General features: G+C 73.3%; 10 protein-coding genes. 7 read left to right on the top strand and 3 right to left on the bottom strand.

Annotated elements, in window-relative coordinates; translation table 11 throughout:
* Positions 1-49: 49 nt before the first annotated feature.
* The 5 genes from ACIBH3_RS12315 to ACIBH3_RS12295 all read left to right on the top strand — a co-directional run bounded on the left by ACIBH3_RS12315 (position 50) and on the right by ACIBH3_RS12295 (position 6,703).
* Positions 50-136, top strand: coding sequence for a putative leader peptide (locus ACIBH3_RS12315; protein ID WP_396312074.1), 87 nt, complete (start codon positions 50-52; stop codon positions 134-136).
* Between the two features lie 217 nt (positions 137-353).
* Positions 354-908 carry an NADPH-dependent FMN reductase gene (gene ssuE / locus ACIBH3_RS12310; protein WP_396311882.1) on the top strand — a complete coding sequence of 185 codons (555 nt, stop codon included), beginning with the start codon at positions 354-356 and terminating at the stop codon, positions 906-908.
* 329 nt (positions 909-1,237) lie between these two features.
* On the top strand, positions 1,238-1,969 hold the full coding sequence (locus tag ACIBH3_RS12305; RefSeq protein WP_396312073.1) for an ABC transporter ATP-binding protein: 732 nt from the start codon (positions 1,238-1,240) through the stop codon (positions 1,967-1,969).
* Positions 1,970-1,985: 16 nt separating this feature from the next.
* Positions 1,986-4,553 carry an ABC transporter permease gene (locus ACIBH3_RS12300; protein WP_396311881.1) on the top strand — a complete coding sequence of 856 codons (2,568 nt, stop codon included), beginning with the start codon at positions 1,986-1,988 and terminating at the stop codon, positions 4,551-4,553.
* 161 nt (positions 4,554-4,714) lie between these two features.
* Positions 4,715-6,703 carry a hypothetical protein gene (locus ACIBH3_RS12295; RefSeq protein ID WP_396311880.1) on the top strand — a complete coding sequence of 663 codons (1,989 nt, stop codon included), beginning with the start codon at positions 4,715-4,717 and terminating at the stop codon, positions 6,701-6,703.
* A gap of 70 nt (positions 6,704-6,773) precedes the next feature.
* Here ACIBH3_RS12295 and ACIBH3_RS12290 read toward each other — a convergent pair whose 3' ends face one another.
* Positions 6,774-8,282, bottom strand: coding sequence for an LCP family protein (locus tag ACIBH3_RS12290; RefSeq protein ID WP_396311879.1), 1,509 nt, complete (start codon positions 8,280-8,282; stop codon positions 6,774-6,776).
* Positions 8,283-8,447: 165 nt separating this feature from the next.
* Here ACIBH3_RS12290 and ACIBH3_RS12285 point away from each other — a divergent pair, with 165 nt between their 5' ends.
* Together ACIBH3_RS12285 and ACIBH3_RS12280 are read left to right on the top strand one after the other, a co-directional pair.
* Entirely contained in the window at positions 8,448-9,485 is a 1,038-nt protein-coding gene (locus tag ACIBH3_RS12285) for a glycosyltransferase family 2 protein (RefSeq protein ID WP_396311878.1), read from the top strand.
* A 165-nt stretch (positions 9,486-9,650) separates the two neighbouring features.
* Positions 9,651-10,307 (top strand): acyltransferase, encoded by a 657-nt coding sequence (locus tag ACIBH3_RS12280; protein WP_396311877.1) that lies wholly within the window; start codon positions 9,651-9,653, stop codon positions 10,305-10,307.
* 79 nt (positions 10,308-10,386) lie between these two features.
* On the opposite strand, the gene ACIBH3_RS12275 is transcribed toward ACIBH3_RS12280, so the two are convergent.
* Positions 10,387-12,057: an LCP family protein gene (locus ACIBH3_RS12275; protein WP_396311876.1), complete on the bottom strand. Its 1,671-nt coding sequence runs from the start codon at positions 12,055-12,057 to the stop codon at positions 10,387-10,389.
* 249 nt (positions 12,058-12,306) lie between these two features.
* Positions 12,307-13,650, bottom strand: a complete 1,344-nt coding sequence (locus ACIBH3_RS12270; protein WP_396311875.1) for an LCP family protein — start codon at positions 13,648-13,650, stop codon at positions 12,307-12,309.
* Between the last annotated feature and the right edge of the window lie 35 nt (positions 13,651-13,685).

The raw sequence follows: 13,685 nt of genomic DNA, 5'->3' as shown, positions 1-13,685 counted from the left end.
CTTCACCGGGCGGAACGAACCTTGACCTGCCGGAACGCCGCGTGTTTGCATGACCGCCATGGAACAGCGATGGACCCTCACGCGTCGGCGGCACGTCGACCTTCAGCGTGTGTCCTGTTCGCTGTGTCGCGGCTGACCGCTCGCCGCCGCCGCTGACCTTCACCTTCGCCCCCCGCCGACGCCCCTGAGGCACGGCTCCCGGCGACCCCGCGCCCCCGCGGATCCCCGTACAGCCGCACTCAGCGCATCCGCATCCCGCGCGCCCAGCTCAGCCCCCAAGCGCCCCCACGCACCCCCGCGCTCATCCTGCCCGGCGCGCCCCCGCGACGCCGCCCTGCTCCGAGGTGAACTCCATGGCCACCATCCTGTCCGTCTCCGGCTCTCCCTCCCGCACCTCCCGCACCACCCGCCTGCTGCGTCACGTCGACGGCCTGCTGGCCGAGCGCGGTCACACGGTCCTGCCCTTCGAGGTCCGCAGCCTGCCCGCCGAGGCCCTGCTCGCCGCCGACACCTCGCACCCCGAGATCGCCGCCGCACTGGAGCTCTTCGAGCGTGCCGACGCGGTGGTGATCGGCACGCCGGTGTACAAGGCGGCCTACTCCGGCCTGCTCAAGACCCTGCTGGACGTCCTTCCGCAGTACGCCCTGGCCGGCAAGGCCGTCCTCCCGCTGGCCACCGGAGGCTCCACCGCGCACGTCCTCGCGGTGGACTACGCGCTGCGCCCGGTGCTCAGCTCGATGGGGGCCGGGCACATCACCCAGGGCTGGTTCGTCCTGGACCGCCACATCAGCCTCCGGGAGGACGGCAGCACGCTGATCGAGCTCGGGACGGACGCCCAGCTGACGCCGGTCGTGGAGGCGTTCGCGCTGGCCGTCGAGCGGCGCACCGAGCCGGTGCTGGTGCACTGACGGCCCGTCGGAGCGCCCCGACCCTGACCGGAGTGGCGCCAACCCCTAGGGGGAGGTGCCCCCCGGCCCGTACATCCGGGGTCGGGCCGCTTCCTCCCGGCGGATGACGATCTGCTCGCCGGGCGCTCCTAACGTGGTCCTTATCCCCGCCCGTACGCAACGGGGGGTGGGGCTAGCCCCAGGGTCGATACACCTACCAACACCATGTCGGGGGACAGGTGCCGGCGGCCAAGCTGGGGTACAACGGGCGGGCCACTTTCTAGGAGACACCAGTGACGACGGCAGCAGCAGCCGTGTACGACCCTCAGCTTCCGGGCGGCGAGGCCGCCGTGGCGGCCTCGGCGCGGCAGGTGACCAAGGCCTACGGTGCGGGGGAGACCAGGGTCACCGCGCTGGACGCGGTCGACGTGGACATCCAGCGCGGGCGGTTCACCGCCATCATGGGCCCCTCGGGCTCCGGCAAGTCGACCCTGATGCACTGCCTGGCGGGTCTGGACACGGTGTCCGAGGGCCGGATCTGGATCGGCGACACCGAGATCACCGGCCTCAAGGACAAGCAGCTCACCAAGCTGCGCCGGGACAAGATCGGCTTCATCTTCCAGGCCTTCAACCTGCTGCCGACCCTCAGCGCGCTGGAGAACATCACGCTGCCGATGGACATCGCCGGCCGCAAGCCGGACGCCGCCTGGCTGGACCAGGTGGTCCGCACGGTGGGCCTCGCCGACCGGCTCAAGCACCGGCCGACCCAGCTCTCCGGCGGCCAGCAGCAGCGGGTCGCGGTGGCCCGGGCGCTGGCCGCCCGCCCCGAGATCATCTTCGGGGACGAGCCCACCGGGAACCTGGACTCCCGGGCCGGCGCCGAGGTGCTGACCTTCCTGCGCCGCTCGGTCGACGAACTGGGCCAGACCATCGTGATGGTCACCCACGACCCGGTCGCCGCGAGCTACGCCGACCGCGTGCTCTTCCTCGCCGACGGCGTGATCGTCGACGAGATGCACGCGCCGACCGCCGACTCCGTCCTCGAACGCATGCGCCGTTTCGACGGCAAGCGCACCAGCTGAGCGGGGAATCGGACTCATGCTGCTCAAGACCTCACTGCGGAGCTTCTTCGCGCACAAGGGCAGGATGGCGCTCTCGCTGATCGCCGTCGTGCTCTCGGTCGCGTTCGTCTCCGGGACCTTGGTGTTCTCCAACACCGCCACCAGCACCTTCGACCGACTGTTCGCCTCGACCGCCTCCGACATCTCCGTCCAGCCCGCCAAGACCGGCATCGGCGGTGACGACGAGGACCAGCGCGGCAAGGCCGCCACGCTGCCGGTCGACACCGTCGCCAAGGTCGCCGCCCAGCCGGGCGTGAAGACCGCCCTCGGCCGAGTCATCGTCGAGAACACCACCCTGGTCAACCCGGACACCAACAAGGCCGTCGGCCCGACCAGCGGTGCCCCGACGATCACCGGCAACTGGACGGACACCCCGCGCAACTCGGTCGAGATCACCTCCGGGCACGCACCGCAGGGCTCCGACCAGGTCGTGTTGGACGCCGACACCGCCAAGAAGGCGGGCCTGGGCCTCGGCAGCAAGCTGCGGGTGCTCAACGCGGGCAAGCACGACTTCACCATCGCCGGCATCGCCACCTTCAAGACCACCAACCCCGGTGCGGCGCTGGCCTTCCTGGACACCCCGACCGCCCAGCGGGTCCTGCTCGGGGAGAACGCCTACACCTCCGTCGAGGCCTTCGGCGACGGAAGCAAGTCCAACGAGCAGCTCAAGGCCGACGCGCTCGGCTCGCTGAGCGGCGGCTACGAGGTCAAGACGGCGGCCGAGCAGAAGGAGGAGAAGAACAAGGGCGTCGGCTCCTTCCTCGGCTTCATGGAGAAGGCGATGCTCGGCTTCGCCGGTGTCTCGCTCCTGGTCGGCGGCTTCCTGATCATCAACACCTTCTCGATGCTGGTCGCCCAGCGCACCCGGGAGATCGGCCTGCTGCGTGCCGTCGGCGGCAGCCGCCGGCAGGTCAACCAGTCGGTGCTGGTCGAGGCATTGCTGCTCGGCGTGATCGGCTCGACGCTCGGCATCGCCGCGGGCCTGGGCCTGGCCCTCGGCCTGATCCGGCTGATGAAGGCCGCCGGGATGAACCTCTCCTCCGACCTGGTCATCGGCGCGAACGTGCCGATCACCGGGTACGCGGTCGGGATCCTGATCACCGTGCTGGCCGCCTGGATACCGGCCCGCCGGGCCAGCAAGATCGCGCCGATCGCCGCCCTGCGCGACCACGGCAACCCGTCCGAGGGCCGCTCCACCCTGGTGCGGACCGTCATCGGCGTGGTGCTCACCGGCGGCGGCGCGGCCCTCCTGGTGCTCGCGGCCAACGCGGACACGGCGGGCACCGGTGGCCAGCTCCTGGCCCTGGGCGTGCTGCTCACCCTGGTCGGCTTCGTCGTGCTCGGCCCGCTGCTGGCGACATCCGTGGTCCGGGTGCTCGGCGCGGCGCTGCCGGCGGTGTTCGGCCCGTCCGGCAAGCTCGCCCAGCGCAACGCGATGCGTAACCCGCGTCGTACCGGCGCCACCGCCGCCGCGCTGATGATCGGACTCGCGCTGGTGATCGGCGCCTCGGTCTTCACCTCCTCGGCGATCAAGTCCACCAACGACCAGATCGACAAGTCCGTCGGCGCGGACTACATCATCGACGGCGGCCGCACCGGTCTCACCGCAGAGATGGTCAACGCCGCACGGAACACCCCCGGCCTGGACCACATCGTCGAGCAGAGGTTCCTGCCGGCCGTCTTCACCACGCCGGACGGCAAGAAGACCGAGGACGTCGGCATCTCGGCGGTGACACCGCAGTTCACCGACGACTTCCGGCTCACCGCGAAGTCGGGTACGGCGGAGTCCATCAAGCAGGGCTCGGTCACGGTCGGCGAGAACTTCGCCAAGGACCACAACCTCAAGCTCGGCGACCAGATCACCGTCGACTACGGCAAGGGCCGCACCCAGTCCCTGCCGGTCGGCCTGATCACGGCCAAGAGCGACTCGCTCTTCCAGGGGGCCTTCCTGGCCACCGTCGACACCGTCACCAAGGCTGTCCCGGTCGCGGACCAGCCGCTCGACGTGGCGCTCTTCGGCAAGGCCAAGGCCGGCGCCGACGTCGCCAGGACGCTCACCGCGCTGGAGGACTCCCTCAAGGAGTACCCGCAGCTCATGATCAAGGACCAGGCCGGCTACAAGGAGCTCGTCCAGCAGCAGATCAACACCCTGCTGTACATGATCTACGGCCTGCTCGGTCTGGCGATCGTCGTCGCGGTGCTCGGTGTGGTCAACACCCTGGCGCTGTCGGTGGTCGAGCGGACCCGCGAGATCGGCCTGCTGCGGGCGATCGGGCTCTCCCGCCGCCAGCTGCGCCGGATGATCCGGCTGGAGTCCGTGGTGATCGCCCTGTTCGGTGCCGTCCTCGGCACCGGCCTGGGGCTGGGCTGGGGCATCACCGTCCAGCAGGTGCTGAAGGACCAGGGCCTGCAGACCCTGGCGGTCCCGACCGGCACCATCGTGGCGACCATGATCGCCGCCGTGCTGATCGGCCTGATCGCCGCCCTGGTGCCGGCCTTCCGGGCCGGCCGGATGAACGTCCTCGCGGCGATCGCGACGGACTGACGGACCGCATTTCCGGGGGGAGCGAAGGGGCCGGGTGCACACGCACCCGGCCCCTTCGCCGCGTCCCCGCCCCGTCCCATCCTCATCCCCACCCCGTCCCCGGCGGGCGGACGCCGCCGCCCGCCCGCCAGGCGCGCGGCGGCGGCTGAGATCATCGCGGGATGCCCAGCCAGGACTCACCGCCCCTGCCCGCCGCACCGCCGCTCACCGCCGCGGCCGCCACCGGCTGGCGCGCCGCCCGTACCGTCTGGGTACTTGACGGCCGGTGGCCGGCCCTCGTGCCGGTGGCGTTCTTCCTGCTCGCCGGCGCGCTGGAGCCCGCCGCGACGATCTGTGCCCCCGACCGGCCCTGCCCGGTGTCCTGGGGCAGCGCGCTGGCCACCTACGCGGTGATCGCCGAGGCGATCCTGCTGCTCGCCAGACCCCGCCTGGTCGCCCTCGTGCCGCCAATCGTGCTGACCCTGCTCTGGTACCTGCCGGACGGCCCGCAGAACGACATCTGCCGCTGGACGGCGCTGCTCGTGCACGGGCTGCTCGCCGCCGTACTGATCGGCGCCGAACTCGGCCGGCGCCGGGCCAGACAACAGCTCGACGCCCTGATGGGCCCCGCGGTGCCCTACCCCTGGACGGTCGCCGGCTCGCCCTGCCCGGTGGACGCGCCGAGCCGCCGCCCGGGGCGGCGCATCCTGGGCTGGCTGCTGATCACCCTCGCCGTACTGCTGGCCCTGGTCGGCCTCGCCCGCCAGGACGAGTACGACCGCAGGGCGGCCGGGGCCACCACCGTGCCGGGCGTGGTGCTCTCCGTCGACGAGGCGGAGTCCACCGCCAGGATCGGCTACCAGCCGGCGGACACGCACCAGCAGCGCAGCGTCGAGCTGGACATCCCGTGGAGCCCGCTGCCCGAGCCCGGGGCGAACCTGGCGCTGCTGGTCGACGGCGAGGACTGGGTCCAGGTGGCGCGGGTCCCCTACAACCCGACCGACTGGGTGCTGGGCGGCGCCCTGCTGGCGTTGCTCGGGACACTGCTGCTCGGCTCCGCCCGCGGCTCGGCACGCAGCCGCCAGGGCTTCGCGGCGCCCGGCGCGCCGGCCCTGAGCGTGCTCGTCCAGCCGGACGGCAAGGGCGATCTGCTGGTCAAGCCGGTGGACGCCGCAGCGCAGGGCGACCCGGCGCTGTGGCGGCTGCGCGAGCAGGAGAGCTACGTCTGGATCGGTCCCGACCCCGACCGCCCCGCGTGGGTGCACGAGGGCGAGCTGTACGCCGAGGAGCTCGCAGGAGCGGACGGGGACGACGGGGCGGGCGAGGACGAGCCGCGCGAGGACGCCGCTCCGGTGGACCGGGCGGTGCCTCCGCAGGCCGCCGCCGAGGTCCTGGAGGCGGCCAACCGGCCGGTGCGGGCGCTGCTCTACGGCGGGCCCGACGGCCCGCACGCGCAGCTGCTGGTGCGGCCCCCTTTGCTGGCGGACGACCCGGCGGCCGGGTGGGTCGCCGCGGTCTGCCGCGAGCGCGCCGTCATGCCGCAGCACGGCGGCCGCCGCGGCCGGTACCTGGAGGACGAGCTCGCCGTCGCCGCCCTGACCGCGCAGACCGTCGCGGAGCAGCCCGCGGACGGCCCGCCGATCCCCGCGCAGCGCTGGGAGATGCCGCTGCCGCTGCGGCTCGCCGCCGGGCCGCTGGTGGCGGTGCTGCTGGCGCTGGCCGTGCAGCTGGTGGGGACGGACTCCTGGTGGCGCGGCCTGCTCCAGCCGCTGCTGATCGGCATACCCGCCTTCCTGGGCATGGCGGGGGCGCTCGGCTGGCAGGCCGAGGTGGACGCTGCCGGGGTCGCCGTGGTCTCGGCGCTGAGCAGCCGCCGGGTGCCCTGGCAGCGGGTGAACGCGGCGGCCGTGCACCGGCACCGGCTGGTGGTACAGCTCACCGACGGCCGCGAACTGCAGATCGGCAGCCGGCCGGCCCGCCTGCTCAGCCGCCACCTCGGCGGTCCGTACGACCCCGCGGCGGCGGCCGCGGCCATCGGCACGGCGGCCCAACTGCCGGGGCGGCGGCCGGTGGCGGAGCGCCGGGACAGCCTGGCCAGCCCCCAGCTGCTGCTCAACCGGCTGGCGCTGACGGGGTACGTGGTCTTCGTCGTGGCGCACTTCTTCGGCTGACCGCCCTGCCACGCAGGCCGGGCTCGCGACGCCCGGTCACGCCCGGGTCCCGCCGGGCGTGACCGAGCGGTCAGGGGCAGCCGATCTCGGCGGCGGTCGAGGCGGTCGGCGCGGTCGAGGGGGAGGCGAAGGGGGAGGCGGCGGGTGACGGGGCGGCCGCCGCGGCGGAGGGCGCCACGGCGGGGAGGGAGGCCAGGCCCTGGTAGTCCCCGCCCACGACGACCTGGAGGGTCCCGCCGAGGCCGGGGACGGGGTTGAGTTCGGCGCCGGGCAGTGCGAGGGCCAGCGTCCTGGCCGACTGGTCCCAGCGCGGGTCGTAGCGCACCACCGTCCGGGCGGCCACCGGGCCGCTCGCGTTGGCGATTGTGCCGGTGGTCGCGAAGCCGGCCCGGCGCAGGTCGCCGTCCACCCGGGCGCCGAGGCCGGCCGCCCCGGAGCCGTTCAGCACCTGGACGCGGATCCGCCCGGGCGCGACGGCCGGCCCGCTCGCCCCCGCCGTCCCCGGCGCGCTCGTCTCCGCCGCGGCTGCGGAGGGCGAACCGCCCGCCGCCGGCCCGGTGAGCGGCCGGCCCGCCCGTACGGCGTCGAAGAGGGCACGGGCGCCGGCCTTGTCCCAGACCACCGTGGATCCCCAGCCGGCCACCGGCTTGTCCACGTCGGCCAGCGGCACGGTGGCGAACTCGGCGTCGCCGCCCGAGAGCTCCTTCATCCGGCTCGCCAGGGCCAGCAGCTCGTCCGCGGTGACCTCCTGGTCGGCCTTGACCGAGCTGAGCACGCTGTCGGTCACCCGGGCTAGCTTGACCGGGTTGAGCAGGGTGCCGGCCGTGGTGGCCTGGTGCAGCAGCTGGGCGAGGAACCTCTGCTGGCGGTGCATCCGGCCGAGGTCGGCGCTGCCGTCCAGATGCCGGGCCCGGACGTACTTCAGCGCCGCCACGCCGTCCAGGGTGCTGGTCCCGGCGGGCAGGTCGAGGCCCGCGTAGTCGTCCTTCAGCGGTTTGGCGGTGCAGACCTGGACGCCGCCGAGGGCGTCGACGGTGGAGACGAAGCTCTGGAAGTTGATCTGGAGGTAGTGGTCGATCCGCAGGCCGGTGTTCTGCTCGACCGTGCGCACCGCCAGCGGGGCGCCGCCCATGCCGTACGCCGCGTTGATCTTGCCCTTGCCGGCCGGGACCTGCCGGCGGGTCACCTCGTCCCAGTGGGCGGGGATGTCCACGTAGGAGTCGCGCGGGATGCTGATCACGGTGGCCCGGCCGCCGTCGCCGGCGAGTTGGACGATCATCATGGTGTCGGTGCAGTGGCAGGACTCGCCGCCCGCGTGCAGCACGTCCTTCAGGGTGTGCTCCGGGATGCCCTCGCGGTCGTCGGTGCCTACCACCAGGAAGGTGCTCGCGCCGTCCTCCGCCGGCCGGGCGTGGTCCCCGCTGAACGCGTCCACCCGGTCGATCGAGCGGCCCAGCCCGTTCAGTGCCGCCCAGCCGCCGCCCGAGGTGGCGAGGACGGCGAACGCGAAGCCGCCGGCCAGCCGGCGGGCCCAGCGGTGGCGGGGCTCGGCGGCTGCGGAGCTCGGGCGGAGGGGCATCCTCTGGATGGTAGGGCCGCCGATGGCCGGGCCGGGTGAGGGCACGCCGGGCCCGACGGGTACGGTGACCCCGGACCGCCGAAACGTTCCTCCGGTGGAGGGTTCGGGGAGGTACCCAGACCGGGACAAGACGGCAGCCCATCCGCACCGGTACGGTTGGCCTCGATGAACACCAAGGCTGCTGAGGAGCTGCCGGCGGTCTCTGTGATCATGCCGGTGCTCAACGAGGAACGACACCTGCGTACCGCGGTCCGGCACATCCTGGAACAGGAGTACGCCGGCCCGATGGAGGTGGTGATCGCCCTCGGCCCGTCCACCGACCGGACGGCCGAAATCGCCGCAGAGTTGGCCGCCGAGGACCCCCGGGTCCGTACGGTGCCCAACCCCACCGGGCGCACCCCCGCCGGGCTGAACGCGGCGATCCGGGGCTCCAGCCACCCGATAGTGGTGCGCGTCGACGGGCACGGCCTGCTGACCCCGGGCTACATCACCACCGCCGTCCGGCTGCTCGGCGAGATGGAGGCGGCCAACGTCGGCGGCATCATGTACGCCGAGGGCGAGACCGAGTGGGAGAAGGCGGTCGCCGCCGCCATGACCTCCAAGATCGGTGTCGGCAACGCGGCCTTCCACACCGGAGGCCTGGCCGGCCCGGCGGACACCGTCTACCTCGGGGTCTTCCGCCGCGAGGTGCTGGAGCGCCTCGGCGGCTACAACGAGGAGTTCGTCCGCGCCCAGGACTGGGAGCTGAACTACCGCATCCGCCAGGACGGCGGCCTGATCTGGTTCACCCCCCAGCTGCGCGTCACCTACCGCCCCCGCCCGAGCGTGCGGGCGCTGGCCAAGCAGTACAAGGACTACGGCCGCTGGCGCCGGGTGGTGACCCGCTACCACCGGGGCTCGGTCAACCTGCGCTACCTCGCCCCGCCGACCGCCTTCCTGGCCGTGCTGCTGGGCCTGGCGCTCAGCGCCGTCCACCCGGCCTTCCTGGCGCTGCCGGCCGCGTACCTGCTCGGCATCCTCGGCGGAGCGGTGGTCGAGGGTCGCGGCCTGTCCCTCAAGGCCCGCGCCCAGCTGCCGGTGGCCTTCGCCACCATGCATCTCAGCTGGGGCTTCGGCTTCCTCACCTCCCCTCGCTCGCTGGCCCGCAAGGTGATCGGCAGCAGCTCGCCGGCGCGGCTGAGCCCGGTGGGCGAGTCGGGCTGACCCACGCCGGCTGACCAAGGCCGGCCGTTGGCCGAGGTCGGCCGAGGCCGCCCGCGTACGCCCCGGGCGACCCGCGAACCACCGAGCGCCGAACCCCCTCCCCGCCCGGGAGGGGGTTCGCCGTTTCCCGGCCGGGCCGGCCGGCCGGGCGCTATCTTCTGGCCCATGGGGACAGCCGAGGGCGGACGGGACGGGCGGGGCGAGCCGACCGACGGGCCGCAGGACGGGCGGAGCGCACGTGTCGAGTCGAGCGCGGACGTCGACGCGCGGGCGAGCATCGGTGCGGGCAGCACGGTCTGGCACCTGGCCCAGGTGCGCGAGGACGCGGTGATCGGCTCCGAGTGCGTCATCGGCCGCGGCGCCTACGTCGGGCCCGGCGTCCGGATCGGGGACCGCGTCAAACTGCAGAACCACGCCCTGGTCTACGAGCCCGCCGTGATCGAGGACGGTGTCTTCGTCGGCCCCGCCGCGGTGCTCACCAACGACCTCTACCCCCGGTCGGTCGACGTCGACGGCAGGCTCAAGCGCGGCGGCGACTGGCACGCCAGGGGGGTGACGCTGCGTCACGGCTGCTCGATCGGCGGGCGGGCGGTGCTGGTCGCCGGGGTGACGGTCGGCCGCTGGGCGCTGGTGGCGGCCGGTGCGGTGGTGCACCGCGACGTACCGGACTTCGCGCTGGTCGCAGGGGTGCCGGCCAGGCGGATCAGGTGGGTGGGCCGGGCCGGTGAACCGCTGATCCCGGCCGGGGAGGGGCGCTGGTGCTGTCCCCGCACCGGGGAGGAGTACCTGGAACAGGACGGGGTGCTGACGCCCAGCCGGTGAGCGGCCACCCGGCCCGGCCCAGGGCCCCCGGCCCGGTGCGCGTCAGCCGTGTCGCATGATCAGCACTGCCGGGTACCAGTCACTTGGCGCAGATGTCGGTGTCGTCCGCCTGGACCCGCTGGAGGTCCTTGGGCGCCTCCGCGGCCGTGACCGCCGGTGTGGAGGAGGAGGCGCCGGCGGTCGGTGCGTCCGAGCCGAGCACCAGGACCAGAGGGTCCTTGGCCCCGGCCCGGGCGTCCTGCTTGATCGCGCCGGCCGGCAGCCCCAGAGCGCCGGCCAGCGCGGCCGCCTGCTCGGCCCGGCCGGCCGGGTAGGAGAGCGTGCTGGTGGCGGTGGCCGGCGCGTTGGCGGCGGTGGCGGCCCGGGTGAAGCCCTGCGCCTGGAGCCGGTCCACGGTCTTCTGGGCCTGCCCGGGGGCCCCGCTGCCGTTGCGGACGGTGACCCGGATGTCCTTGGCGTCCACGGCGGCGGCCGACGGTGCAGTCGACGACGCGGCCGAAGGCGCCGCGGACGGGGCGCCGGCGGAGGGCGCGCCCGTCGGCTCCCCCGAGCCGGCGGCCGGCTCGGGGGAGTCGGTGAGCGAGCGGTCGGCGGCGATCAGCGAGAACACCTGTCCGGCGTCGGGCTGCTTGAGCACCAGCCGGTTCTCGTCCCTGGGGTCGTCGAGCACCGGGACGGTCGCGAAGGTGATGTTCTTGGTGTCCACCTTGCTGATGTCCAGCGCGAGGTCCTTCAGCTTGTCCACGCTGTTGAGGCCCGAGTCGACGGTGAGCGCCTTGGTGGCGGCGTCGGCGAGGTTCCACACCTTGGTCGGGCTGGTCAGGGTGTCGCCGCTCTTCATCTTGCGGATCATCGAGCTGATGAACTGCTGCTGGAGCGGGATGCGGGTCAGGTCGCCGCCGAGGCCGACGGCGTGCCGGGTGCGGACGAAGGCCAGTGCCTCGTCACCCTGGACGACGTGCTTGCCGCGGGTCATCCGCAGATGCGAGTCGGGGTCGTTGATGTCCTTGGCGGCGCACACCTCCACCCCGCCGACCGCGGTGGACAGGCTCTTGACCGCCTCGAAGTTGACCATCACGAAGTGGTCGATCCGAATGCCCGTCACCTTCTCGACGGTCTTCCAGCTGCAGCCGGCGTCGCGGCCGTCCTGGCCGAGGCTGGTGTTGAACATCGCGCGGGCCTCGCCCGGGATCGTCTTCCGGCCGCTCTGGCACTCGGGAATCGGCACCATCAGATCGCGCGGGATGCTGATCACCGTCGCGTTGCTGCGGTCCTTGGCGATGTGGAACAGCAGCGTGGTGTCGGCGTGCCCGGTGCTGCCCTCGTCGCCGTACGAGCTGCCCAGGCCCTCCCGGCTGTCGGTGCCGAGCACCAGGATGTTCAGCGCGTCCCCGGCGGGCTGCGGACGCTCCGACTCGCTGCCCAGCTGCACCTTGACGGCCGTGATGTTGCTGTTGAAGTGCTGGTACGCGTACAACGCCCCGCCGCAGCCGGCGACCAGGACCAGCGCGCCCACGCCCGCCGTCCACTTCAGCGCCCGCCGCCGGCCCCGCCCGGCGGGCGCGCCGCGGCGCCGGGCGGCACGTCCACCACCCGGTACGGGAGCGGAGGGCCCGGCGGCCGGTACCGGCCCGGCGGGCGCGCGGCGGGGGTCGGGTACGGTCCTGCCGAGGTCGAGGCGGTACTGCCCGGTGTCCGGGTCGAGCACCCACTGGTCGGCGGGGTCGACCTCCTGCGGGGTGTCCTGCACGGGTTGCCTCCGTCCGGCCGGTGTCGGGGCGGCGCGCGGATTGCGGCCGACCCGGACACCCTAGACGAGCCCGGCGGGGGCATTGACCGTACTGTGATCGCGGCCATCCCTTTACTCCGGGCAATTCGGACAAAGCCCTGGCAATTCCCGTGGAATGGCATCCGAGCGTCAACCCGCTTACCCATTCGGGGATTACGCGGCGGCAGGCTGACGATTTGTCGGAGCTCTTGCTATGTGCACAAATCTTGGTCACTGGGCGGCGCAGGCGTCCACGTCGGCCGTCCGGCCCTCGAAGGTCGGCGAGGCGGTCGGAACCGACGTCGGCCCTGGTGTGACCCGGTATGCGGCGGTGTCGGCGGCCGTGTCGGCGGAGCCGTCGGGGGTGCTGGTGCCGCGTCCCGCGCCGACGCCCGGGCTCGGGCCGGGGCCGGAGCCCGGGCGGCTCACGGGGGGCGCGACGGGGGCGCGGACGGCGATCGGCCGGTCCATTCGAAGCGCCGTGAACAGCTGTGCGGTCTGCGGCTGTACGAATTCGTCGCGGTCGTTGTCGAGCCGGTACGGGCGGCGGGGTGCGGTGAGAAAGACCACATCGGAGGCCGGCATGGCGCGCAGGTCCTGGGTGAGGTCGTAGAGCGAGCCGAGTGAGGACAGCCCGGAGTCCGCCTTGATCGAGGAGGTGGCGGCGTCCAGCACCGGCCACAGCTTGGTCGGGTTGAGCAGGACGCCCTGCGACTGCACCTTGCGGATCAGCGAGGCCAGGAACTGCTGCTGACGCCCCATCCGCTGGGTGTCGCTGCCGTCGCCCAGGCTCTCCCGGGCCCGGACGTAGCCCAGGGCCTGCTCCCCGTGCAGGATCTGCCGCCCGGCGGGCAGGTCGAGCTTGGCGTCCCGGTCGTGGATCGCGTTCGGGACGCAGACCTCCACCCCGTCGACGGCGTCCACCATCGCCTTGAAGCCGGAGAAGTCCAGGATCATGTGATGGTCGATCCGGATGCCGGTGAGCTGTTCCACGGTGCGGATCGCGCAGGAGGCGCCGCCGGTCTCGAACGCCGAGTTGAACTGGACCAGCCGGGGCTTGGTACGGGTGCCGTCCGGCAGCTCGCAGACCGGCACGCTGACCATCACATCGCGGGGGATGCTCACCGCGGTCGCGTGCCGTCGGTCCGCCGCGATGTGCAGCAGGATCGTGGTGTCGGAGCGCTGGCCGCCGGCCACGCCGTAACCGGTGTTGGCACCCGTCCGGTCGTCGCTGCCGATCAGCAGGATGTTCTCGACGCCCTGCGCGCCCGCCGTACGGCTGGGCCGGTCGGCCTCCAGGCGGGCCAGCAGCCGGTCGGTGGCGGTGTCCGTCTCGATGTTGCCGTCGAGCTTGCGGTACGCGATCCACAGCAGCGCACCGCAGGTGAGCAGGAGGACGGCGAGGGCGCCGGCGGTGATCGGCAGCCACCGCCGGCGCCTTCGCCCGGTCCTGGTCGCAGTGTCCCCGGGCGGGCCGTGCCCGCCCGGGGGGTCCTGGGTGGTCGGGGTGTCGTCCTGGCTGGTCGGGGGAGTGCGCTCAGTCGGGGAGTTCCGGGTGTCATCGTCCTCGGCCATGGCAGGGATCCCTACCCGCCCGGCCGGGCCGCCGG

The sequence above is a fragment of the Kitasatospora sp. NPDC050543 genome, from assembly GCF_044457565.1.
In the GTDB taxonomy this organism is placed as follows: domain Bacteria; phylum Actinomycetota; class Actinomycetes; order Streptomycetales; family Streptomycetaceae; genus Kitasatospora.
Note: the sequence above shows the minus strand (reverse complement) of the source record. Positions and strands in the feature narration are given on the sequence as shown.

Excerpts from the sequence above, each read along its gene's own strand:
- ACIBH3_RS12315 (WP_396312074.1), top strand. The coding sequence starts at position 50 with ATGACCGCCATGGAACAGCGATGGACCCTCACGCGTCGGCGGCACGTC.
- ssuE (WP_396311882.1), top strand. The coding sequence starts at position 354 with ATGGCCACCATCCTGTCCGTCTCCGGCTCTCCCTCCCGCACCTCCCGC.
- ACIBH3_RS12300 (WP_396311881.1), top strand. The coding sequence starts at position 1,986 with ATGCTGCTCAAGACCTCACTGCGGAGCTTCTTCGCGCACAAGGGCAGG.
- ACIBH3_RS12295 (WP_396311880.1), top strand. The coding sequence starts at position 4,715 with ATGCCCAGCCAGGACTCACCGCCCCTGCCCGCCGCACCGCCGCTCACC.
- ACIBH3_RS12290 (WP_396311879.1), bottom strand. The coding sequence starts at position 8,282 with ATGCCCCTCCGCCCGAGCTCCGCAGCCGCCGAGCCCCGCCACCGCTGG.
- ACIBH3_RS12285 (WP_396311878.1), top strand. The coding sequence starts at position 8,448 with ATGAACACCAAGGCTGCTGAGGAGCTGCCGGCGGTCTCTGTGATCATG.
- ACIBH3_RS12280 (WP_396311877.1), top strand. The coding sequence starts at position 9,651 with ATGGGGACAGCCGAGGGCGGACGGGACGGGCGGGGCGAGCCGACCGAC.
- ACIBH3_RS12270 (WP_396311875.1), bottom strand. The coding sequence starts at position 13,650 with ATGGCCGAGGACGATGACACCCGGAACTCCCCGACTGAGCGCACTCCC.